The 23708-nt window shown below is 40.5% G+C and carries 17 protein-coding genes and 1 pseudogene; 16 read left to right on the forward strand and 2 right to left on the reverse strand.

What is annotated here, in order from left to right; genetic code table 11:
* Positions 1-11 precede the first annotated feature (11 nt).
* The 6 genes from ACNI3T_RS09320 (at position 12) to ACNI3T_RS09345 (ending at position 8170) form a co-directional block, all read left to right on the forward strand.
* A complete protein-coding gene (locus ACNI3T_RS09320; RefSeq protein ID WP_418227559.1) occupies positions 12-1418 on the forward strand; it encodes a quinol:cytochrome C oxidoreductase in 1407 nt (468 codons plus the stop codon).
* A gap of 33 nt (positions 1419-1451) precedes the next feature.
* On the forward strand, positions 1452-2645 hold the full coding sequence (locus ACNI3T_RS09325) for a cytochrome c oxidase subunit II (protein ID WP_418227560.1): 1194 nt from the start codon (positions 1452-1454) through the stop codon (positions 2643-2645).
* Between the two features lie 39 nt (positions 2646-2684).
* Complete coding sequence (locus ACNI3T_RS09330; RefSeq protein WP_418227561.1) at positions 2685-4508, forward strand: cytochrome c oxidase subunit I; 1824 nt, start codon at positions 2685-2687, stop codon at positions 4506-4508.
* A gap of 110 nt (positions 4509-4618) precedes the next feature.
* A complete protein-coding gene (locus ACNI3T_RS09335) occupies positions 4619-5800 on the forward strand; it encodes a S41 family peptidase (protein ID WP_418227562.1) in 1182 nt (393 codons plus the stop codon).
* Between the two features lie 3 nt (positions 5801-5803).
* A complete protein-coding gene (ruvB, locus tag ACNI3T_RS09340) occupies positions 5804-6826 on the forward strand; it encodes a Holliday junction branch migration DNA helicase RuvB (protein WP_418227880.1) in 1023 nt (340 codons plus the stop codon).
* A gap of 9 nt (positions 6827-6835) precedes the next feature.
* Positions 6836-8170, forward strand: a complete 1335-nt coding sequence (locus ACNI3T_RS09345; RefSeq protein ID WP_418227563.1) for a cytochrome P450 — start codon at positions 6836-6838, stop codon at positions 8168-8170.
* A 2-nt stretch (positions 8171-8172) separates the two neighbouring features.
* On the opposite strand, the gene ACNI3T_RS09350 is transcribed toward ACNI3T_RS09345, so the two are convergent.
* Positions 8173-8763, reverse strand: coding sequence for a TetR/AcrR family transcriptional regulator (locus tag ACNI3T_RS09350; RefSeq protein WP_418227564.1), 591 nt, complete (start codon positions 8761-8763; stop codon positions 8173-8175).
* Positions 8764-8835: 72 nt separating this feature from the next.
* Between ACNI3T_RS09350 and ACNI3T_RS09355 the strand changes: the two genes are divergently transcribed.
* Genes ACNI3T_RS09355 through queG form a run of 3 tightly spaced genes read left to right on the forward strand, consistent with a single transcriptional unit; the run spans position 8836 to position 10812 of the window.
* Complete coding sequence (locus tag ACNI3T_RS09355) at positions 8836-9273, forward strand: cupin domain-containing protein (RefSeq protein WP_418227565.1); 438 nt, start codon at positions 8836-8838, stop codon at positions 9271-9273.
* A gap of 22 nt (positions 9274-9295) precedes the next feature.
* Positions 9296-9838 (forward strand): hypothetical protein, encoded by a 543-nt coding sequence (locus ACNI3T_RS09360; protein ID WP_418227566.1) that lies wholly within the window; start codon positions 9296-9298, stop codon positions 9836-9838.
* Between the two features lie 44 nt (positions 9839-9882).
* Positions 9883-10812, forward strand: coding sequence for a tRNA epoxyqueuosine(34) reductase QueG (queG, locus tag ACNI3T_RS09365; RefSeq protein WP_418227567.1), 930 nt, complete (start codon positions 9883-9885; stop codon positions 10810-10812).
* Here queG and ACNI3T_RS09370 read toward each other — a convergent pair.
* On the reverse strand, positions 10809-11579 hold the full coding sequence (locus tag ACNI3T_RS09370) for an energy transducer TonB (protein ID WP_418227568.1): 771 nt from the start codon (positions 11577-11579) through the stop codon (positions 10809-10811). The two genes, queG and ACNI3T_RS09370, sit on opposite strands and share 4 nt — an antisense overlap.
* A 123-nt stretch (positions 11580-11702) precedes the next feature.
* On the opposite strand from ACNI3T_RS09370, the gene ACNI3T_RS09375 reads away from it, so the two are divergent.
* From ACNI3T_RS09375 to ACNI3T_RS09405, 7 genes and pseudogenes are all read left to right on the forward strand, one after another.
* A complete protein-coding gene (locus ACNI3T_RS09375) occupies positions 11703-13997 on the forward strand; it encodes an NADP-dependent malic enzyme (protein WP_405199722.1) in 2295 nt (764 codons plus the stop codon).
* An 84-nt stretch (positions 13998-14081) separates the two neighbouring features.
* Positions 14082-14663: a Holliday junction branch migration protein RuvA gene (gene ruvA / locus ACNI3T_RS09380; RefSeq protein ID WP_141878761.1), complete on the forward strand. Its 582-nt coding sequence runs from the start codon at positions 14082-14084 to the stop codon at positions 14661-14663.
* 62 nt (positions 14664-14725) lie between these two features.
* A complete protein-coding gene (gene sov, locus ACNI3T_RS09385) occupies positions 14726-21823 on the forward strand; it encodes a T9SS outer membrane translocon Sov/SprA (RefSeq protein WP_418227881.1) in 7098 nt (2365 codons plus the stop codon).
* A 61-nt stretch (positions 21824-21884) separates the two neighbouring features.
* Complete coding sequence (gene gcvH / locus ACNI3T_RS09390; protein ID WP_299154481.1) at positions 21885-22265, forward strand: glycine cleavage system protein GcvH; 381 nt, start codon at positions 21885-21887, stop codon at positions 22263-22265.
* Between the two features lie 61 nt (positions 22266-22326).
* On the forward strand, positions 22327-22656 hold the full coding sequence (locus ACNI3T_RS09395; RefSeq protein ID WP_141879249.1) for a VanZ family protein: 330 nt from the start codon (positions 22327-22329) through the stop codon (positions 22654-22656).
* Between the two features lie 25 nt (positions 22657-22681).
* Positions 22682-23398 carry an energy transducer TonB gene (locus ACNI3T_RS09400; protein ID WP_418227569.1) on the forward strand — a complete coding sequence of 239 codons (717 nt, stop codon included), beginning with the start codon at positions 22682-22684 and terminating at the stop codon, positions 23396-23398.
* Between the two features lie 111 nt (positions 23399-23509).
* Positions 23510-23708, forward strand: a pseudogene (locus ACNI3T_RS09405) (energy transducer TonB); the annotation flags it as partial.

Here is a 23708-nt window from a genome sequence, read left to right on the forward strand (position 1 = left end):
GATCTATCAATATGTATACGCTATCCAGTAAAATAAAATTAGCAGCAATCATTTGTATGGTTGTGGGAGCAATAGGTCTCGTTTACGGGTTTATCGCGGCTCCAGAAACTATCGAGGATGTGGAGGCAATGATGGCTTCTGAACATCACGGGGAAGAGCATGCGACAGATGAAACTCACGAAGTTAACGTCGAGCAGATTCCTGGTGGAAACACTGAAGTTGAAACTATAGAACACACTGAAGATAATACAGATCATGCCACTGACGCAGACCATGCTGAAGCAGGTCATGGTGAAGAAGCATCCCATGAGGCTGAGCATATGGAGCACATCCTGCACCAGTTACAGAACAAACCATGGGCTGCACTTTACGTGGCTGCATTCTTTTTCTTCATGATCTCTTTAGGAGTTATGGCTTTTTATGCTGTTCAATATGCTGCACAGGCAGGTTGGTCACCGGTATTATTCAGAGTAATGGAAGCTATCACTGCTTACTTACTACCTGGAGGGCTTATCGTGTTCGTAATACTTGTTCTTTCAGGTTTACACTTAAATCATCTATTTGTATGGATGGATCCGGAAGTAGTAGCACACGATGAAATCATTCAGAATAAAACTGCATACTTAAACGTACCATTTTTCTTAATTAGAGCTGCTATCTACCTTGGTGGATGGGCGATCTTCAGATACTTGATTGTGAAGAACTCCAGAAAGATGGACGATGCAACAGATCTTTCGATCTTTAAAAAGACTTTTAAGCTATCTGCAGGATTCCTCGTATTCTTTATCGTAACTGAATCTATGATGTCATGGGACTGGATCATGAGTTTGGATCCACACTGGTTTAGTACATTATTCGGTTGGTTCGTATTTGCTAGTATGTTCGTATCAGGGATTACCACGATCGCTATAATCACAATATATCTAAAATCGAGAGGGTACCTTGAGTTCGTAAATAATAGTCATATTCATGACCTTGCGAAATTCATGTTTGGGATCAGTATTTTCTGGACTTACCTATGGTTCTCTCAGTTTATGTTGATATGGTATTCAAATATTCCTGAAGAGGTGGTTTACTTCATTCAGAGAATGAATGATTATCCTATACTTTTCTGGGGTATGATCGTAACAAACTTCCTTTTCCCGGTATTATTGTTAATGAACAGCGATTACAAACGGGTGAACTGGTTTGTGGTGATGACCGGTATTATAATTCTATGCGGTCACTACATCAACGTTTACGTAATGGTAATGCCTGCGACAGTTGGGGAATCCTGGTTTATTGGAATTCCTGAAATTAGTGCAATACTATTGTTTGGAGGTTTATTCTCCTTCATAGTGTTCAATTCACTTACAAAGGCACCGCTACTTGTAAAAGGTAATCCATACTTGAAAGAAAGTAAACATTACCACTATTAATAAAGATTGATTGTTTAAAGAAGAACTTATAAAATGACCGTATTTTTAGTAATCATAGTACTCGCACTTCTGGCCGTAACAGGTTGGCAGATCTCCAAGATCTTTCAGTTATCGAAGGGATCAGATGAGGATACTTCACAGGTTGCAAACGATAAGGATAACCGTACTCACGGGATCCTGATGCTAGCATTTGTAATTTTCCTTTACGTTATTACCATATTTTGTTTCTGGGAATACAGTAAATTCTACCTTCCGGAAGCTGCTTCTGAACATGGTTCGGAATATGACACCTTGATGTTTGTGTCTATCGGATTAATCATGTTCGTACAGATCATTACTCAGGGATTACTGCACTACTTTGCTTTCAAATACAAAGGGAAGAAAACTCAAAAGGCATTATTCTACGCAGATAATGATAAACTGGAATTTATCTGGACTATTATTCCTGTAATTACTCTTGCTGGTCTTATCATCTACGGATTATTTACCTGGAGTGATATCATGAATATCAACGAAGACGAAGATCCACTGGTGATCGAAGTTTACGCTTACCAGTTTGACTGGAGAGCGAGATATTCCGGTGAGGACAACACATTAGGAAAAGCAAATGTTCGTTTTATCGAAGGTGTGAACCAATTAGGTGTGGATGAATCTGATTCTTATGGAAAGGATGACGTTATCACTACTGAATTACATTTACCGGTAAACAGACCAGTCCTTTTCAAATTCAGATCTCAGGATGTATTGCATTCAGCTTATTTCCCTTTCTTCCGTGCACAAATGAACGTAGTGCCTGGAATGATCACTCAATTTGGTTTTACTCCAACGATCACTTCCGAAGAAATGAGAGAAAGCGAATATATGCGTGATAAGGTGAAGAGTGTAAATGAAGTTAGAAACGAACGTAACGAAGCATTAAGAGCGCAGGGAGAACCTACACTTGATGAGTATGAGTTTGAATACTTCTTACTATGTAACAAAATTTGTGGACAGGCTCACTACAACATGCAGATGAAGATCGTAGTAGAATCTGAAGAAGATTTCAATGCATGGATGGCAGAGCAGCCTACTTTTGGGAGTACTATGGAAGAAAGTAGTCAGAATGTAGATAGACCAGAAGATACTGCTGGAGATGGTACTCCAGAATCGATGCAAGAAGATTCTGAAGGGGAAATGGAGACTGAAAATACACCGGAAGGTGAGAATGCAGTAGCTTCAGTAGAATAGATAACGAACGTACAATTTTAAGATAAAGAAATTAGAGATATGTCAGCAACTGCAACAGCACCGGCACACGATCACCACGATGATCACGGACATCATCATAAGGAAACTTTTATAACAAAGTATATTTTCAGTACCGATCATAAGATGATTGCGAAGCAATATCTTATTACAGGTCTTCTAATGGGAATAGTAGGTATTGGGATGTCCATCCTTTTCCGTATTCAGCTTGCATGGCCAGAGGAGTCTTTCTGGGTTTTTGAAGCACTATTAGGAGAACGTTGGGCACCGGAAGGAGTAATGTCACCAAGTATTTACCTGGCACTTGTTACTATTCACGGTACCATCATGGTATTCTTCGTATTAACCGCCGGACTTTCCGGTACGTTCTCGAACTTATTAATTCCGTTGCAAATTGGTGCGCGTGATATGGCATCTGGATTCCTTAACATGGTTTCCTACTGGTTGTTCTTCCTTTCTTCAGTGATCATGCTTTGCTCATTGTTCGTGGAGTCTGGACCAGCAATGGCGGGATGGACTATTTACCCTCCATTATCTGCCCTTCCGAAAGCAATTAGTGGATCTGGTACAGGGATGACATTGTGGTTAGTTTCTATGGCGATCTTTATTGCATCCTCGTTACTAGGATCTTTGAATTATATCGTTACAGTATTGAACCTTAGAACGGCAGGGATGTCTATGACCAGACTTCCACTAACTATATGGGCGTTCTTCGTAACGGCTATTATTGGAGTTGTATCATTCCCGGTATTACTTTCAGCAGCATTATTATTGATCATGGACAGAAGTTTTGGAACATCCTTCTTCCTGAGTGATATCTTTATTAAAGGAGAGGTGTTAAGTCACCAGGGAGGTTCTCCAGTACTTTTCGAACACCTATTCTGGTTCCTTGGTCACCCTGAAGTTTATATCGTATTACTTCCAGCACTAGGGATCACTTCAGAAATTATCGCTACAAACTCACGTAAACCAATCTTTGGATATCGTGCAATGGTAGCTTCGATTCTGGCTATCGCATTCTTATCTACGATCGTTTGGGGTCACCATATGTTCGTATCTGGTATGAACCCGTTCCTTGGGTCTGTATTTACATTTACCACATTATTAATTGCGATACCGTCAGCAGTAAAAGCTTTTAACTATATCACTACCCTCTGGAAAGGTAATTTACAGATGAACCCGGGAATGTTATTCTCGATAGGTCTTGTATCAACTTTCATTACGGGTGGTTTAACAGGTATTATCCTTGGGGATTCTACACTGGATATTAACGTACATGATACGTACTTCGTGGTTGCTCACTTCCACCTGGTAATGGGTATCTCTGCGTTATACGGACTATTTGCCGGGGTTTACCACTGGTTCCCTAAGATGTTTGGTAGAATGATGAATAAGAATCTTGGTTATATCCACTTCTGGGTAACAGCTGTAGGTGCTTACGGAGTCTTTTTCCCAATGCACTTTATTGGGATCGCTGGTCTTCCAAGACGTTATTACACGAATACAAGTTTTCCATACTTCGATGACTATGCAGATGTAAATGTTATCATTACGGTAGCTGCTATTATCACTGCATTAGTCCAGTTGGTATTCATTTATAACTTCTTCTCTTCTATGTTCTACGGAAAGAAGGCAGTAATGAATCCTTGGAGATCGAATACACTGGAATGGACTACTCCTGTAAAACATGTACATGGAAACTGGCCAGGAGCAATACCATCAGTTTACAGATGGCCATACGATTATTCTAAAACCGGAGAAGATGGTGAATATGTAATTGCCGGTCAGGATTTCGTGCCGCAAACGACGCCACTTCAAGAAGGTGAGGAAGAATTAAATCACTAGAACAATACTAAGTCTTTATAGAAAGCCTTTTCCACCACGGAAAAGGCTTTTTTATTCTATATGTTTTACCGACTTCTCAAATTGTAATATCTTTTTGGAAATCAACTTAAATGAAATTAGCAATCGCCTTTTGTTTATTCATAATCAGCTTTAGTGTTTCGTCACAGAGCGATTGCGACTGCACTAAGAATATTGAAGTTCTGGCTAAGACAATCAAAAAATTACCTGTCACCAAGAATACATCAGATCTATTTGCATACAATAAGGCATTAAGTGCGGCCGATAATTATTCGTATACCGGTAACTATTCAGACTATGATTGTTTTCAGCAGATGAGTAAAATACTGGTTACCCTGAATGACCGACATAATATGATGTATTCTGAAGTTGGTTTTGATGTAAATCAATCTGATACGACCTACCAGGAATTTCCAGAATTTGAAGGTGATCTGGATAGCTTAAAAACGAAACTTGAGATCAAACCAGTAGAAGATGTCGAGGGTATCTATTCCCGTGATGGTTTTAGCATAGGCGTATATGCTTCCGAAGAGAATTTGATAGTAGTGAATCTTAGCGGTGGTAAAGAGGTATGGCAGAAAGGGGAGATTATAGGTCGATTCTTGAAATATGAGAATGGTCGCTATCTTGCAGCCATAGGCCAGTTTCATGATAAAAAACTTGTGAATTTCCCATTGGAGATTAAGAATGGTCATATCTCCAAACTACAGCTTTCAAAATCCAATTCCACACCAGATTATTCCAGGGTAAAGGCTAATGGGACTTATCAATATTCGTTATCAGGGGATATTACTTATATGAGAATTGGAAGTTTTTCCGGTTACAATCCCGTTTTGAAGAATGCAGAAAACTTCTATAAAAGTCTGGAAGAGAAACCTGTTACTAGAGACCTGATCCTGGATCTTCGCGACAATGGTGGCGGTGGTGATAGAAATTCTGATATTCTCTATAAGTATCTACGGAAAAACTATAAGAATGCAAGATTACATGTACTGATAAATGGGAACACTGTGAGTAATGCAGAGCAGTTCGCTCTAAGACTTCAGAAGTTTAAAAGTGTAACCTTACTCGGAAGTAAAACTAGCGGAACTATCGCGTATGAACTTGGTAAAACTTATGAATTTCCCTGCTATAAATTCAAAGGATTCTTTACTTTTAAAGGCGATAAAAAATATCTGGAATATGAGTCTGTAGGAGTGCAGCCAGATATTATTCTGGACAATTCTGAAGATTGGATCAAGCAGACTAAAGAATATATTGCGAAAAGCAAATAAATGATGAACGAGAACCTGGATGCTAGTGGAGAGAATCTTTCTCCTGAAGAATTTGATATAGAAAGAGCTTTAAGGCCCCTTAGTTTTTACGACTTTGCGGGACAGGAACAGGTGCTGGAGAACCTGCAGATCTTTGTTCAGGCTGCGAACATGCGTGGAGATGCGCTGGATCATACCTTGTTTCATGGACCTCCAGGTCTGGGAAAAACTACCCTGGCGCATATACTGGCTAATGAACTCAATGTTGGTATAAAGATCACCTCGGGTCCCGTTCTTGATAAACCCGGAGACCTCGCCGGTTTGCTTACAAATCTCGATGAGCGTGATATCCTTTTTATAGATGAGATTCATCGATTGAGTCCTATAGTAGAAGAATACCTGTATTCTGCCATGGAAGATTATCGTATCGACATCATGTTGGAAACCGGTCCAAACGCCAGAACTGTACAGATCAATTTGAATCCTTTCACTCTAATTGGTGCGACAACGCGTTCAGGATTGCTTACAGCGCCTATGCGGGCGAGATTTGGTATTTCCAGTAGACTACAGTATTATTCTACTGAACTGCTATCAGGCATCGTAGAAAGGAGTTCTGAGATCCTAAAAGTTCCAATATCACAGGAAGCGGCTATCGAAATAGCTGGAAGAAGTCGTGGAACTCCGCGTATAGCAAATGCCTTGCTAAGAAGGGTACGGGATTTTGCACAGATAAAAGGGAACGGAAAGATCGATATTGAAATCGCCAGATATAGCTTAAAAGCCTTAAATGTGGATGCGCATGGGCTGGATGAAATGGATAACAAGATCCTGGAAACCATCATTGACAAGTTTAAAGGTGGTCCTGTAGGTATTACGACGCTGGCGACAGCTGTAAGTGAAAGTGCTGAAACTATTGAAGAGGTTTATGAACCATTTTTGATTCAGCAGGGATTTATTTACCGGACACCTCGAGGAAGGGAAGTGACCGAGCATGCCTACCGACACCTTGGAAGAACCAAGACTCCCGGGCAGAATGGATTGTTTTAAAAAAGTATCATGAAGGAGAAAGAGAATAATATTCCCGAAGTTTCACTGGCTAAATTTTTAAAGCATTCAGCCAATATTTTAAAAAATCCGTTACCCTTTCATAAGAAGAACTTTGAAGAAAAGGGAGATACTTTTCGATTGAAGATCGGTTTTAGTAAATCGGTCATTTTCAGCAGGGATGCAGCTCTCGTGGAATATGTGCTTCAGAAGAACCAGAAGAATTTTGTGAAATCTGAGATACAGACCAAAGACCTGGTGAAATATGTGGGTAAAGGTCTGCTTACTTCAGAAGGAGAACACTGGAAGAAACAACGAAAGTTGATTCAACCGGCATTCCATAAAAAGCAACTTGCCAATTTACTTGATTCCATTAAGGAAGCAATTTGTGCCGAATATGAAAAAATCGAGAACGGGAAGGAAATTGATATTTTTCCTATTATGAACGATCTTGCTTTTCAAACGGTTGTAAAATCACTTTTTAGTAGTGCTGCGAATCAAACTGAGATCAACCGACTCCAATATATAACTGAAGCCACGCAGCAAATGCTGGTAAAAGAATTGAGGCAACCCTATCTTGGCTGGTGGTTTAGTCTTAGTGGAAAAATTGATAGTTATCTTCAGCTAACAGAGGAGGCAAGGAGTATTTTACGAACTATAGTTCACGAACGACAGGCTTCAGGAAACCGATATGACGATCTCCTGGATATGCTGCTGGATGCGAAATATGACGACGGGAACTTCATGGATGAAGAACAACTTATTGATGAGATCCTGATTCTGTTTACTGCGGGACATGAGACTACCTCGAATTCGTTAACTTTTACAGCTCAGTTACTCGCATTTAATCCTATATGGCAGGAAAAGATCTACAAGGAGGTTTCAACTTTGAAGAAGGAAAGCGATGATCTAATGCATTTAGTGACTAATGCGCCATTCACTCAAATGGTTCTAGAGGAATCGATGCGTATGTATCCTCCAGCATATTTTATAGACCGGGTGAATCTTGAGGAATTTGAATTTGAAGGCAAATATTTTGAGCCGGGCTCCAATTTGCTGTTTTCATTGCACGAAGTTCATAGACACCCAGATCTATGGAAGGAGCCAGACACTTTTATGCCAGAAAGGTTCGCTGAAGGCGGAAGACAATATTCCTCACAATATTTCCCATTTGGTGCGGGGCCACGAAAATGTATTGGAAATAACTTCGCGATGTTCGAGATGATCATTGCCGTTGCAGAATTGATGAACGATTATAAACTGCAGCCGGTGAATAAGGAGATCGAAATAAAACCATTGATAACTTTAAAGCCTAATGATGCTATTCTGAAGTTCTCAAAAAGATAGATTTACTTTAATATTGATTCCAGTAATCTTTCCATTCCCCAGTTCAATAGTTTTTTAGACTCTTCATTATTTAAACCGCACACGTCTTTGGTGACGACAAAAGCTTCAACGCCCATAAGCACTGTTGCGATATTCGCTAAATTTTCCTTGTCCTGAGCACTCATGTGCTGAGCCTTATTCTCCAGTAAAATCAGTAAGGATTTTTTGCGGCGTGCACCACGCATTTTATCACTATGATCATTGTTCAGGACTACACTCATATATTTTCTAAAACCAGATTCATTGTCAATGGTTAACTGGTTGTAATAATCCTGCATGGATAGAATAGCTTCTTTCAGGTCTTTCCCAGCAACCTCATCATAGAGATCTTCCGAACTTTTAGTATTCAGATCCAGTACTGCTTCTGCAGCCAGTACATCGATACTGGAGTAGTAACGATAGATCGTTGCCCTGGATATACCTGCTTCCTTAGCAGCATCCTCAAGGCTTATGTCCTTGTTCTTTTCCAGCAACTTTTGTGTGCTTCTAAGGATTTTTTCCCGGGTTTTCAGCTTCTGAGTTTTTCTTCCTTTTTGGATATATTGTTTACTCATGAGACAAATATCTTATAAAACTTTGATTCTACAAAATTCCGTTATATATTTACGAGACTAAAATCTCATAAGATGCGTAACGAATTAGAATCATGGGTGTTAGGTCACAAAGTTTCAGTGCAGAATCTTTCGGGTGACTACGATCTTACTATTGGCGAATCCCTTAGCCAGGTACCTGGACCACCACCACATTATCATGAAAATTTACATGAGTCTTTTTATATCGTAACGGGGGAGATGGATTTCATCATCAATGGCGAGCAGAGAAATGTAAAAGCGGGGGAATCAATAGATATTCCCCCAAAAACGCTGCACACTTTCATGAACTCCAAGAGCGAAAACTGTAAATGGGTAAATATCCACAGCCCTAAAAGATTCGGAGAATTCTTTCGAAAATACGGGATACCCACCAGTGAGGAAAATGCTATGGAAAAGTCGGTTGCTCCAGAAATTATTCAGGAGGTATTAAATACTGCGGGCGATTATGATATGATCATTCAAATAGAATAGGAACCAACAAAAATATATACAGATGAAAACGAATTTATTTACGAAACCATTTCTGGTTTTGCCAGTTCTATTATTAGCACTAATTAGTTCCTGTAGTTCAGATCCATTTGAAGATGAGAACTTACAGTCCTATGATTTCAAGGTTGAGAAGGCTGAGACTCTGGATGATCAGCTGGTAATGCTTGCCAAAGCAATGCGAAGGTTTCACAATTTTAATGTGGCTGTGGATCAGGGTTATGTACAGGTGAGTCCGCTTGTACCTGGTATGGGCTATCATTATGCCAAAGAAGAATATGTAGATATGAAGTTCGATTTGCTAAAACCTGAAATTCTGGTATATCATCCAGATGAAAACGGGAAAATGCAATTCGTAGCTGCAGAGTATTTGATCCCGGTTCCTAACTGCGATCAAACTGAAGATTATACAATACCCGAGGGACCTTTTATCGGGGAAGATGATCACTGGCATCTCAATTGCGTCGCTGGAGGGTGGACGCTACACGCCTGGGTGGGACTGGAAAATCCCGATGGAGTTTTTGCGCCATTTAATCCCACACTCCAATGATCTCAGCTATTTAATTTTTACATTAGCTGCTCTAAATTCAGTCTTTGAATCCTTCAGCAGCAAAATATTCACAACTTATTAAAGCCGAAGCAAAACGCCTCGGCTTTTTGTCATGCGGAATTTCAAAAGCTGAATTTCTGGAAGAGGAAGCGCCAAGACTGGAAAGCTGGCTTCAGAAGAATATGCATGGCGAAATGCGCTATATGGAGAATTATTTCGATAAGCGTCTGGATCCTACCTTGCTGGTTCCAGGTTCAAAAAGCGTTATTTCTCTACTGCTGAACTATTATCCTTCAGAAATACAAAACAGCGAGTCCTATAAGATCAGTAAATATGCTTACGGTCGAGATTATCATTTTGTGATCAAGGATAAATTGAAGGAAATGCTCGCTGCCCTACAGGAAGAAATCGGTGATTTTCACGGTCGTGCTTTTGTAGATTCAGCGCCGGTTCTGGACAAGGCCTGGGCTGCAAAAAGCGGACTCGGATGGATCGGGAAGCATTCAAATTTGCTTTCGAAACAAACTGGCTCTTTCTATTTTATTGCTGAATTGATCGTAGACCTTGATCTGGAATACGATACTCCCGTTACCGATCACTGCGGAAGCTGTACCGCCTGTATCGATGCCTGTCCTACGGAAGCGATCGTAGAACCTTACAAGGTAGATGGTAGTAAGTGTATTTCTTATTTCACCATTGAGCTGAAGGATGAGCTTCCGCAGAGTATGAAGAATCAATTTGATGATTGGATGTTTGGCTGCGATGTTTGTCAGGATGTATGCCCGTGGAATCGATTTTCTAAACCTCACCAGGAGCCATTATTCAATCCGCATCCTGAACTTCTTAAAAACTCAAAAAAAGACTGGGAAGAGATCACCCAGGAAACTTTCAATGAGATCTTCAGAAAATCTGCCGTGAAACGAACAAAATTTGAGGGTCTCAAGCGAAATATTGAGTTTCTTAAACGTGACTAAGTCGAGAAGTCATAAGAAATAAGCACTTTTTCATTTTCTCCATTCTTATTTGTAGCTGCTTGCTCGATCACGATCCTATCTACTTCAGCTTTTACAATATTCTGAAGTTTACGCTTGGGATGAATTACCATTTTTCTGGAGATATCCCCATTCTCTTCGATGATCAATGAAATTTTCAGTAGATCAATTTGTTTGTCTTCATAACTCATTTGCCTGAGTTTCATTCTAAGATCATACTTATAGCGATCTACTATATTTCTAATTCCTGCGTCGTAGCCTCGAAACTCAGGTGGAGTTGCTACTTCATTCACATCGGTTATGTTTGCAAAATCTCCATCCCCTAAAATTCTGGCGCTATCATTCCCTATTTCAAGGCTTCTAAATTTAAATGGCAAGGTGTAAGTGATCGCTACGGGTTGGTCATTTAACATTGCAGGCTCAGCGATCGTCAATTCTTTCACAGCGTCTTCCGCTACCCTGGCGATGGTGGGGAATTTGGATCGTGATCGTACATTAATGATCTCTCCCGTTTCATTCACCGTAAACTGGATATACGCCTTTCCCGATTCTTTCGATTTAATGATGTCAGCAATTTTAGCATTACTGTTCATAAACTGACTTATAGAAATGGTAAAACATTCTTCGGAAGGATCTTCTTCGCAGTAGCCCTTTATTAGTGGTGGACTGTCTACCTCGTTTATGGATAGACTTTGCGCAAATAGGTGCACAGGCACTAGAAAAAGTGCTAAAAACAGACTTTTGATCATGAAATTAATTTAGGCTTCCAAAGTATAAATTATCTTAGAGATACGTTTGAAGCTTTTGTTCTTTTTATTTCTCTAAGGACAGCAGCCTTATTAACTTTGCTAATTAGCCGAAAACTTAAAATTATGAGTAACACTTCCAGAAAAAGAAGAGAGGCATTGGTTTACCACGCTAAACCTAAGCCCGGGAAAATTGAAGTTGTACCAACTAAGAAATATGCCACGCAAAGAGACCTTTCTCTGGCTTATTCTCCAGGTGTAGCTGAGCCATGTCTAGAGATTGAAAAAGATAGGGAGAATGTTTACAAATATACTACCAAAGGAAACCTGGTGGCTGTGATTTCTAATGGTACTGCCGTTCTGGGTCTTGGGGATATAGGTCCAGAAGCATCAAAGCCGGTGATGGAAGGAAAAGGTCTTCTTTTTAAGATCTTTGCAGATATTGATGTTTTCGATATTGAAGTAGACACTAAAGACGTAGATAAGTTCATAGAAACGGTTAAGAATATTGCGCCAACTTTCGGCGGAATCAACCTGGAAGATATCAAAGCTCCTGAAGCATTTGAAATTGAACAACGCTTAAAAGCAGAACTGGATATTCCGGTTATGCATGATGATCAGCATGGAACCGCGATCATTTCAGCAGCAGCATTGCTGAATGCTTTGGAGCTGGCTAAGAAAAAGATGAGCAAAGTGAAGATCGTCATTAGTGGAGCAGGAGCCGCTGCAGTTTCATGTACCAAGCTGTACAAGGCTTTTGGTGCTAAAGCTGAAAACATCGTGATGCTTGATAGTAAAGGTGTTATTAGAAAAGACAGACCAAATCTTTCCGAAGAAAAAGCAGAATTCGCTACTGCCCGTAAGATCGACACATTGGATGAGGCAATGAAGGATGCCGATGTATTCGTGGGTCTTTCTATTGCAAATATTGTAAGTCCGGCAATGCTTAAAAGCATGGCAAAAAGACCTATCGTTTTTGCAATGGCCAATCCTAATCCAGAGATCGATTACAACCTGGCGATGGATACCAGGAAAGATATCATCATGGCGACAGGTAGAAGTGATCACCCAAACCAGGTGAATAACGTTCTTGGTTTTCCATTTATCTTTCGTGGAGCACTGGATGTGCGCGCGACCAAGATCAATGAGGAAATGAAAAAAGCCGCGGTGAAAGCACTGGCAGAACTGGCTAAAGAAGCTGTGCCGGAGCAGGTGAATATTGCATATGGCGAGACCAGGTTAAATTTTGGTCCTGATTATATTATACCGAAGCCTTTTGACCCTAGATTGATCGCAAAAGTTCCACCTGCAGTTGCTAAAGCTGCCATGGAAAGTGGGGTTGCCCGGGAAGGGATCGATGACTGGCAACGTTACGAGGAAGAGTTACTGGAACGTATGGGTAATGAGAACAAGATCACCCGTTTGTTGCAAAACCGCGCTAAAACAAACCCTAAACGAATCGTTTTTGCTGAAGCAGATCATCTGGATGTTCTTAAAGCTGCACAGATCGTAAATGATGAAGGAATTGGATTCCCAATCCTTCTTGGACGAAGTGAAGTGATCAAGGAATTAATGGCTGAGATCGATTTTCAGGAAGATGATGTGGTCATTATTGACCCAAAATCTGATGATGAAGAGGAAAACAGGAAAAAATACGCTTACAAATACTGGGAAACCAGACATAGAAGTGGCGTAACTAAATACGATGCCGAAAAACTACTAAGAGAACGTAACTATTTTGCCGCGATGATGGTCAATGAAGGAGATGCAGATGCATTGCTTTCAGGTTATTCCAGAGCTTATCCAACGGTGGTGAAACCTATGCTGGAACTTATTGGTCTGGCAGACGGCGTTTCCAGGGTAGCAGCAACGAACGTGATGAATACTTCCAGAGGTCCGCTATTTATCAGTGATACCTCTATCAACATAGATCCTTCAGCTAAAGATCTAGCCAAGATCGCGCAAATGACGGCTCGTACGGTTCAGTTATTTGGAATGGAACCTGTAATCGCGATGGTATCTTACGCAAACTTCGGATCGTCTAAACACCCAAGAGCGACCAAAGTAAAAGAAGCAGTTTCTTACCTGCACAGGTTTCACCCGGAACTTAGTGTTGACGGAGAATTGCAGGCAGATTTCGCTTTGAATCGTGAGATGCTTCAGAATAAATTCCCTTTTTCAAAACTTGCCGGTAAGAAGGTAAATACCCTTATCTATCCAGATCTGGATTCGGCTAACAGTACCTATAAGCTTATTAAAGAACTCAACAATGTAGATTCTATAGGCCCAATCATGATGGGAATGAGGAAACCTGTTCATATTCTTCAGCTTGGAGCAAGTGTAGAGGAAATGGTGAATATGGCTGCAGTAGCGGTTATAGATGCACAGGAGAAAGAAAAGAAGGCTAACAAGAAAGCTTAATACCTTACATAAAGTAAAGGCGGGAAGATGATTCCCGCCTTTGCTTTATTTTACTACATTTGAACCTCAACACAACTTTTTTGCATGATTCATCACCTCAAGGGTCAGTTAATAGAAAAAAATCCCACCTATGTGGTTATTGAATGCAACGGAATAGGATATACCGTAAATATTTCCCTGCATACGTTTTCACTAATTCCTGAATCTGAAGCGATCAGTCTTTATACTTATCTACAGGTAAAGGAAGATTCGCACACCTTATACGGTTTTATTGAAAAATCTGAAAGAGAGATCTTTAAACTTCTTATTTCCGTTTCTGGTGTAGGTACGAGCACAGCGCGCGTAATGCTGTCTTCCTTGCAACCAAAGGAGGTGATCAATGCAATTGCGACCGGTGATGTTCCTACCATCCAGAGTGTGAAAGGTATCGGCGCCAAAACAGCTCAAAGAGTCATTCTTGATCTCAAGGATAAAGTGCTTAAAGTGATGGGCGATGATGAAGTTTTAATGACTCCGAACAATACAAATAAGGAAGAAGCGTTATCAGCTTTAGAGATCTTGGGTTACAATAGACGCCAGGCTGGCAAGGTTGTAGAAAAGATTCTAAAGGATGATCCTGAATCCACCGTAGAATCTATTATAAAAATGGCTCTTAAAAAGCTGTAATTAAATTGAAGAACAATTACCTGAAATTGTCTTTACCGGTACGCCTGACTTTCCTGCTATTTATGGTGTTTTCTATAGACGCCATTTCTCAGGAAACTCCTCAGGACACCATCCAGGCGGGCTTTGCTCTAGGTGAGCTTCAGCTCCCAGATCCACAATCTATAGAATCCAGGTACGAATATGATCCTATCCTCAACCGTTATTTTTACAGGGAACGCGTAGGACAGATCAATATAGGGCTGCCTTTAGTTCTTACTCCGCAGGAATATGAAGACCTGGTGCTGGAAGAGGAAATGCGTAATTATTTTAAGCTGAAAAATGATGCACTTTCTGGTAGAAAGGAAGGAACCGAAGATATTCAGCGTGATCTTTTGCCAGATTTCTATGTCAATAATAATTTATTTGAAAGCATTTTTGGTGGCTCTGAAATCAATATCGTTCCGCAGGGATCGGTAGAAATAGATCTTGGACTTCTCTATACCAAACAGGATAACCCGGCATTTTCTCCAAGGAACAGAAGCAACTTATCTTTTGATTTCGATCAGCGGATTAGTCTTTCCATGCTGGGACAAATTGGAGAGCGTCTTCAGGTTACCGCGAATTACGATACCGAGTCAACCTTCGATTTTCAAAACCAGCTGAAACTTGAGTATACGCCAAACGAGGATGATATCGTTCAGAAAATTGAAGTAGGTAACGTAAATATGCCTTTGAACAATGCACTTATTCAGGGTGCGCAAAGTCTATTTGGTTTCAAAACCGAACTTCAGTTTGGAAAAACAAGGATCACCGGAGTATTTTCAGAACAGAAATCAGAGCGACGTACGGTTAATGTGGAAGGTGGGGCAACCGTAGAGGAATTTGCCAAATTTGCTCTGGATTATGATGCCGACCGGCACTTTTTCCTGGCGCACTACTTCCGCGATACTTATGATGAAGCGCTAAGAAACTATCCGTTTATCAATACCAATATTCAGATCAAAAGGATTCAGGTTTGGGTCACGAACAGAACCAACAATATCCAGAATATTCAGGATACGCGAAATATCGTAGCGATCCAGGATCTTGGGGAATCCAATGTTCCCGGGAATATTGGACTGGATACACCGCCGGGCGGATTTTTCAATCAGCCAGCAGGAGCTTTTCCAGATAACCTTGTAAACGATTTTAATCCCTTCGGAATAAACGGGAATGGTGAATCTATACTGAATCAGGCTATCAGAGATATCGCTACTGTAGACCAGGGATTTGGAACAATAACTGTTTCCGAAGGAACCGACTATGCAAAACTGGAAAATGCGCGACAACTAAAACCTTCAGAATATACCGTTAATACTCAGCTTGGATATATTAGTTTGAATCAACGTTTAAGCAACGATGAGGTGCTTGGGGTTGCATTTCAGTATACGATCAATGGCGAGGTTTTCCAGGTTGGTGAATTTGCTAATGATGGAGTGAATGCTACCAACGATCCCGGAACCGAAGAGCCAACAACCGGAACCAATTCCAGGGCTAGTCAGAATCTTGTGGTTAAGTTACTTAAAAGTACGATCACCAATGTTCAGGAGCCTATCTGGGACCTGATGATGAAGAACATTTATAGTCTTAATGCGTATCAACTGGAACGTGAAGATTTTAGAATGAATATACTGTATACAGATCCTCAGCCCTTAAACTATATCAAACCTGTTGAAGGAACCACGCTGCCTGCAGATGTTAATGAAACTCCATTATTGCGGGTTTTCAGGCTGGATGAATTGAATACCAATAATGACCCAATCAATGACGGGGATGGATTCTTTGACTATGTTCAGCAAATTACCATCGATCCTCAAAATGGTAATATCATCTTTACAACGGTAGAACCTTTTGGTGAACACCTTTTCCGAAAACTGGATGAGAATCCCAACGCAGGTAGTGAAGATTATAATATCCCGGAAACCTGGAATGCAAACCAGGAAAAATATGTTTTTCGTGCTATGTATCGTACTACGAAAACCCAGGCAGAGCAGGAAGAGGCAGATAAGAACAAATTCCAGTTAAAGGGTAGGTATAAGTCGGCTGAGGTAGAAGGTATTCCAATTGGATTCAATCTACCGCCTGGATCGGTTACTGTAACTGCGGGAGGAAGGATTCTTCAGGAAGGAGTGGATTATGTAGTGAATTACGAACTTGGAAGAGTCCAGATCCTTGATGAGGGCTTGCTTGCTTCCAATATTCCAATCCAGGTAAATACGGAAAATAATGCTTTATTCGGTCAGCAAACCAAGCGATTTACTGGGCTCAATGTAGAACATCAATTCAATGAAAATTTCCTTATCGGGGGTACTTTTATAAATCTTAAAGAGCGCCCGCTTACCCAGAAAGCTAATTACAGCTACGAGCCAATCAACAATACAATTCTTGGTTTAAACCTGAATTACAGTACAGAAGTTCCATTTTTAACCAGGCTGGTGAATAAACTTCCAAATATTGATACAGACGTTATGTCTAATGTATCTGTACGTGGAGAATTTGCTTATTTGCTACCGGGATCGCCCAATTCTAATGATTTTGATGGAGAGGCTACTACTTATATAGATGATTTTGAAGCTGCACAAACGGTAATTGATATTAATAATCCTTTAGCATGGGAACTCTCCAGTGTTCCGGTTGGTTTTGGCGGCGAACTTGCGAATGGAGATCTGAGTGCAGGTTACAGAAGAGCGAAAATGAGCTGGTATACAATAGATCCAATTTTCTATAGTAACAACAGGCCAGATGGGATCAGTGATTCAGATATTTCAAGTTATGCGACCAGAAGGGTTGCGCTGAATGAGATCTTTCCAAATACAGATGTAGTGCAGGGTCAGCCGCAAGTTGTTTACACAATGGATGTGAATTATAAACCCTCGGTTCGTGGTCCTTACAATTATAATCCTGCAGCAGCTGGTGGGAATACGCTACCTGTACCCGGGAATAATTTCGCGGGAATCACCCGTCCTATAAATACGACCAATTTCGAGCAAACCAATGTGGAATATATTCAGTTCTGGGTAATGGATCCTTATATATATGCTGAAAATGCTAATAAAAGCGACGGACTCATAAACTTTAACCTGGGAAATATTTCTGAAGATGTACTGAAGGATGGACGAAAACAATATGAAAACGGACTACCCGAAGGTGAAGGCGAAGCCAATGTGATCACCTCTGCGTTCGGAAATACACCGGCAGATAATTCACTGGTGTATGCATTTGATTCTGAAGGAGATGGAAGAACGCTTCAGGATGCAGGTTTCGACGGTCTACTTGATGCTGAAGAAGCATTGAAATTCCCGGATTATGGAAACCTTGCCGATCCTTCTGCAGATAATTACGAGTATTTCCTGAATCGGGATGGTAGTGTTTTAGATCGATACCTGGATTATAATGGAACTGAAGGCAACTCACCAACAGATGTTTCTGATACTAATAGAGGTAATACCACATTACCTACTACTGAAGATATTAACCGGGATAACACGATGAATACCATCAATAGTTATTTCGAATATAAGATCCCTTTTTTCCGGGGGATGAATATTGATAATAACCAGTACATCACAGACGTTAAGGAATTAACGACCACACTTCGAAATGGACAGGATCTGCCGGTGCGTTGGGTGCAGTTTAAAGTGCCAATTTTTGAACCCACCAATGCCATTGGAGGTATCGCAGATTTTAGGTCCATTCGTTTTATAAGAATGTTCCTTAGCGACTTTCAGGATGAAACCATCCTTAGATTTGGAACTATGGATCTTGTTCGGGGAGACTACAGGAGGTATAACCAGAGCTTATTTGAGGATTCAGGGCAATTGGAGAACCCAAATACTTCCTTTGAAGTAAATGCTGTGAATATAGAAGAAAACGAGAACAGGCAACCTATTCCTTATCGATTGCCTCCGGGAGTTCAAAGAGAACAGCTGTATCAAAATAATACCAGCTTACGTCAAAACGAACAATCACTTTCCTTAAGCGTTTGTGATCTGGAACCTCAGGATGCCCGGGCAGTTTATAAGAATTTCCAGATCGATATGCGGCAGTATAAGAATCTTGAAATGTTCCTGCATGCTGAATCTGTAATTAACCGCCAGCCGCTTAAGGATGGACAGTTGGTCGCATTTGTTAGAATGGGAACTGATTTTAGTGACAACTTCTACCAGGTGGAAATACCCTTGGCACCAACACTTTTTGGTGCTTCTACTGCGGAAGAGATCTGGCCGGAAGTGAACAGAATGAACCTGGAACTGGATCTGTTACAACAGGTAAAAACTTCAGTACTGGGAGATCCAACTTTGAATTCAACCGACTTGAATTTCTTTACTGAAGATCTTCAGGAAGTAGATGCTGAAGCTCCCTATGATATGGGGAGATTACGTATTGGAGTAAAAGGAAATCCAAGTTTTGGAAACATAAGGTTGCTCATGGTTGGAGTAAAAAATGGAACCAGGGAAGATGGGGTTACCGATCTTTGCGGAGAAGTATGGTTTAACGAATTAAGACTTTCAGACCTTAAAAATGAAGGGGGCTGGGCCGGAGTGGTAAGCATGGATAGTAACCTTGCAGATTTCGCCAATATTTCAGCTACAGGACGACGAAGTACGGTAGGATTTGGAGCTTTAGGACAGGGGCCTAACCAGAGAAGCAGGGAAGATCTTCAACAATATGATGTGGTTACAAACCTAAATATGGGACAGTTGCTTCCGCAGAAATGGGGTGTGAAAATACCTGTGAACTATAGCCGGGGAGAGGAGTTGATCACGCCAAAATACGATCAGGAATTTCTGGATGTGGAGTTGGACACAAGGCTTGATAATATTGAGGACCCAGCACAAAGAGATGCGGTAGAGAAGCAGTCACAATCCTATACAAAAAGACAGAGCATAAACGTAATTGGGCTAAGAAAAGAGCGTACCGGGGAACGAACTCCGATGCCCTATGATATTGAGAATTTTGCTTTTGCTACTTCCTACAATCAGGTAGACCATCGGGATTTCGAGATCGAAGAAAGTATCGATCAAAGTGTTAGAGTAGGTGGAACTTATGAATTTAGTTTTCCGCAGAAAAGCCTGGAGCCTTTAAAGAATCTGGCAGTTCTGGACAGCAGTGATTATTTCGCCATTTTCAGAGATTTTAATATTAATTACCTGCCAACAAACATCAATGCGAGTTCCAATATCTTCCGGCAGTATAATCAGCAAAAGTTCCGTTCTCTGGATCTAAGTGATAGCGATATAGGAATACCAACCCTGTACCAACGTAACTTTTTATTCGACTGGCAGTATGGAATCAATTATAATTTGACCAGGTCTTTGAGTTTTGCATTCAACGCCAGCAATAACAGAATCATAAGAAATTATATAGATGATGAAGGTTTTGCTGATGATTCTATAGGAGTATGGGATGACTTTTTTAATATTGGAGAACCAAATCAGCATTTCCAAACACTTCAAGTGAATTATGACCTGCCTTTCGAAAAGATACCAGTCTTAAAGTTCGTGAACGCCACTTATTCTTATACCGGAGACTTTCAATGGCAGCGAGGATCTCAGCGTTTCCAGCAGTTAGAAGATATTCCGACGATAGGAAACAGTGTTCAGAATTCCAATACGCACCAGATCAATGCCAGTTTAAATCTTCAGGATCTATATAATTATGTTGGTTTAGTTCAGAAGAAGAATAACAGTGCCGGGAAAAGTATTCAGGAAAGGAGCAGGGGAATTCCAACACTTGGTCCACCTTCCGAAAAAGATGAAGAGATAGAGGAAAAAGCTAAGCCAAAATCTAACAAAGGATATAATACGCTTATCGGGATCGCGACAGGATTGAAAACTTTTCAGATCAACTATCGCAATAGCCGCGGGATATTTCTTCCAGGTTATACAGAGAGTGTTGGATTTATGGGAACTTTCAGGCCAACCGCTGGATTTACTTTTGGTTTTCAGGATGATATCAGGCAAATGGCGGCAGAAAGAGGTTGGCTTACGTTATTTCAGAATTTCAATCAGCAGTTTTCCGCAGTGAAAAATGAGCAGCTCGATTACCAGGCCGGTTTCGGTTTTATACCAGATCTTACTATTGAACTTACCGGGAGAAAGAACGAGGCCGAGAATTATTCTGAAAATTATCGTGTAGATCCTGTGAGTATGAATTATCAATCGCTTACTCCTTATACCTACGGAAACTTTAATATTTCAACATTATTGATCGCGACAAGTTTCCAGCAATCTAATGAGGCCAGTTCTGAAGCATTTCAGAATTTCAGGGCGAACAGAATTGAAATCGCTAGAAGAATTGCCAGTGAGCGTGGTCTAGATCCTACAGATGTGGATGAAGAAGGTTTTCCAAGAGGTATTGGTAAAACGAACCAGGCGGTATTGTTGCCAGCATTCATCGCGGCGTATTCTGGAAAGGATGCTGGAAGTGTCCAGTTAGGTGCTTTTAGAAATGTACCTATTCCAAACTGGAATCTTAAGTATACAGGATTGATGCGTTTTGAGTGGTTCCGCGATAAGTTCCGAAGATTTTCCATAAACCATGGATATCGCGCAGATTATACATTGAACCAATACCAGACAAACCTTGATTATGATCCTGCAGATCCTGAAGCATTGAACCAGGCAGGTGATTTTAAGAATCCTGTTCTTTTCTCAAACGTGGTGTTGACAGAACTATTTACTCCGCTTGCACTTATCGATTTTGAAACCAAGAACAGTATACAGATCATGGCGAAAATGGAGAAAGATCGCTCGCTCGCATTCAGTTTTGATAATAACCTGCTCACAGAATACAGTGGAAATGAATATACTCTTGGACTCGGTTACAGATTGAGAGATCTAAAGATTGCAACGGCGCTTGGAGGAAGAAGAAGAGTGCTTAGCAGTGATCTTAATTTCAGGACCGATGTTAGTTACCGTAAGAACCGAACCATTGTAAGGTATCTGGATCTTGCCAATAACCAGACAATCTCGGGACAGGATATCTGGTCTATCAATTTCAAGGCAGATTATGCGTTTACCAGAAACTTAACGGCGAGGTTCTATTATGATCATACATTCTCTGAATATGCAGTTTCAACGGCATTTCCACAAACAACCATCCGATCTGGTTTTACCCTGATCTATAATTTCGGAAATTAACGAAGGCATATTTGAACAATTCAGCGAAAAAATTAACTTTGCCACAAGATAAAACTAGCACATGAATATTCCACAAGAATTAAAGTACACAAAAGACCACGAGTGGGTTAAAATTGAAGGAGACACTGCGACTATCGGAGTTACAGATTTTGCCCAGGGTGAGCTTGGGGATATCGTATATGTTGAGGTAGAAACTCTGGATGAAACCCTTGAAAAAGAAGAGGTTTTTGGAACCGTAGAAGCTGTAAAGACCGTTTCAGATCTTTATATGCCAGTTTCAGGAGAGATTATTGAATTTAATGATAGTCTTGAAGATGAGCCGGAAAAAGTAAATAATGATCCTTACGGAGATGGATGGATGATCAAGATCAAACTATCAGACACTTCTGAAGTTGAAGGTCTTCTTTCTGCCGAAGAATATCAGGAAGTAGTAGGTGCATAAATTAGTTTTAATTTTAGCGCTTCTTTATACAGGTGCCATCACGTACTTTTCTTTAATCGTGATGAACTTTAAAGTAAGTGTAGGTGGTTTCGATCCTACAGACAAAATGCTCCATGCCGGAGCATATTTGTTTTTATGTGTTTTGTGGAAACTATTTTTTATTCTGAAAAGCACCGATTTTACGCGTTATCGCCCTAATCTCTACTGGGTTGCTATCGCATGTTTTCTATTTGGTATGTTAATTGAGGTTCTACAAGGAACTCTAACCAGTTACAGGACACCCGATTGGTGGGATGGCCTGGCAAATTCAACTGGTGTATTGCTTGCAGTCATCTTTTTCCTGGTAATGGCGCCCACCATAAAAAAGTTGAAAAGCAGGTATTCTTTGTAATTAACCTTTATTAACCTAGCTTTTTATGAAACCGAAAAAAAATCCGAAAGCCGATCTTCGTCGGAACTGGGTCCTGTTTCTTCAAATTGGACTTATTGTTACATTATTATTTACGCTACAGGCATTTCAATGGAAAACTTATGATCCTGCTCAGGCAGGCAAAGATGTGCTGAACCTGGATGATCTGCCCCAGGAGGAAGTTCCTGTAACCGTTTATGACCAAACACCACCACCGCCACCGCCACCCGTAGAGCCTCCGGAAATTAAAATTGCTCCAGACGATGCAGATGTAGAAGAAGATGATATAGCTCCCACTGAGATCAATCTGGATGATATTGTGGAACCGGAAGATATTATTGACGCAGAGCCTGATGAGGATGTAGAAACGGTCCCATTTAAATTTATTGAAGATGTTCCATTATTTCCAGGTTGTGAGGATCTGGATAATAATGCAGACAGGAAGAGCTGCATGAGTGAACAAATCAGCAGGTTCGTTGGTAAAGAATTTGATACCAGACTCGGAGAGAAATTAGGACTAACGGGAATGAACCTGGTAACGGTCCTGTTCGTGGTAAATACTCAGGGTGAAATTGAGCAGGTGCAGGCGCGTGCTCCTCATCCTAAGCTTGAAGAAGAAGCTAAACGGGTGATCTCGAAACTGCCTAGAATGAAACCAGGAAAGCAAAGAGGAAAGGCAGTGCCGGTCTCTTATGCTATCCCAATTCGGTTTAAAGTTCAATAGTTTTGAGCTTATACTGAAAATTAGCTGTAGATTAATTACTTATTCTATCAGATTAATTTAGTTTTTTAGAAAAAATCTTTATTTTAGCAACCCTTAACAACTAAACGCATTATGGAACCTAAGAAAAATCCAAAAGCTGATTTAAATAGAAACCGAACTCTTTATTTGCAGTTAGGTCTTATTCTTGTTTTGCTAATAACCTGGCAGGCAATAGAATGGAAGACATATGATCCTGAAGCTGTAGATATCGGACAGTTAAACATGGACGAACTTGATGAAGAGGATGTGCCAATTACAGAAATGCAAAACA

Source organism: Christiangramia qingdaonensis, assembly GCF_048381525.1.
GTDB lineage: Bacteria > Bacteroidota > Bacteroidia > Flavobacteriales > Flavobacteriaceae > Christiangramia.

What these genes read in the sequence shown, in the direction of transcription:
- ACNI3T_RS09320 (WP_418227559.1), top strand. Translation starts at nt 12, where the DNA reads ATGTATACGCTATCCAGTAAAATAAAATTAGCAGCAATCATTTGTATG.
- ACNI3T_RS09325 (WP_418227560.1), top strand. Translation starts at nt 1,452, where the DNA reads ATGACCGTATTTTTAGTAATCATAGTACTCGCACTTCTGGCCGTAACA.
- ACNI3T_RS09330 (WP_418227561.1), top strand. Translation starts at nt 2,685, where the DNA reads ATGTCAGCAACTGCAACAGCACCGGCACACGATCACCACGATGATCAC.
- ACNI3T_RS09335 (WP_418227562.1), top strand. Translation starts at nt 4,619, where the DNA reads ATGAAATTAGCAATCGCCTTTTGTTTATTCATAATCAGCTTTAGTGTT.
- ruvB (WP_418227880.1), top strand. Translation starts at nt 5,804, where the DNA reads ATGAACGAGAACCTGGATGCTAGTGGAGAGAATCTTTCTCCTGAAGAA.
- ACNI3T_RS09345 (WP_418227563.1), top strand. Translation starts at nt 6,836, where the DNA reads ATGAAGGAGAAAGAGAATAATATTCCCGAAGTTTCACTGGCTAAATTT.
- ACNI3T_RS09350 (WP_418227564.1), bottom strand. Translation starts at nt 8,763, where the DNA reads ATGAGTAAACAATATATCCAAAAAGGAAGAAAAACTCAGAAGCTGAAA.
- ACNI3T_RS09355 (WP_418227565.1), top strand. Translation starts at nt 8,836, where the DNA reads ATGCGTAACGAATTAGAATCATGGGTGTTAGGTCACAAAGTTTCAGTG.
- ACNI3T_RS09360 (WP_418227566.1), top strand. Translation starts at nt 9,296, where the DNA reads ATGAAAACGAATTTATTTACGAAACCATTTCTGGTTTTGCCAGTTCTA.
- ACNI3T_RS09370 (WP_418227568.1), bottom strand. Translation starts at nt 11,579, where the DNA reads ATGATCAAAAGTCTGTTTTTAGCACTTTTTCTAGTGCCTGTGCACCTA.
- ACNI3T_RS09375 (WP_405199722.1), top strand. Translation starts at nt 11,703, where the DNA reads ATGAGTAACACTTCCAGAAAAAGAAGAGAGGCATTGGTTTACCACGCT.
- ruvA (WP_141878761.1), top strand. Translation starts at nt 14,082, where the DNA reads ATGATTCATCACCTCAAGGGTCAGTTAATAGAAAAAAATCCCACCTAT.
- sov (WP_418227881.1), top strand. Translation starts at nt 14,726, where the DNA reads ATGGTGTTTTCTATAGACGCCATTTCTCAGGAAACTCCTCAGGACACC.
- gcvH (WP_299154481.1), top strand. Translation starts at nt 21,885, where the DNA reads ATGAATATTCCACAAGAATTAAAGTACACAAAAGACCACGAGTGGGTT.
- ACNI3T_RS09395 (WP_141879249.1), top strand. Translation starts at nt 22,327, where the DNA reads ATGAACTTTAAAGTAAGTGTAGGTGGTTTCGATCCTACAGACAAAATG.
- ACNI3T_RS09400 (WP_418227569.1), top strand. Translation starts at nt 22,682, where the DNA reads ATGAAACCGAAAAAAAATCCGAAAGCCGATCTTCGTCGGAACTGGGTC.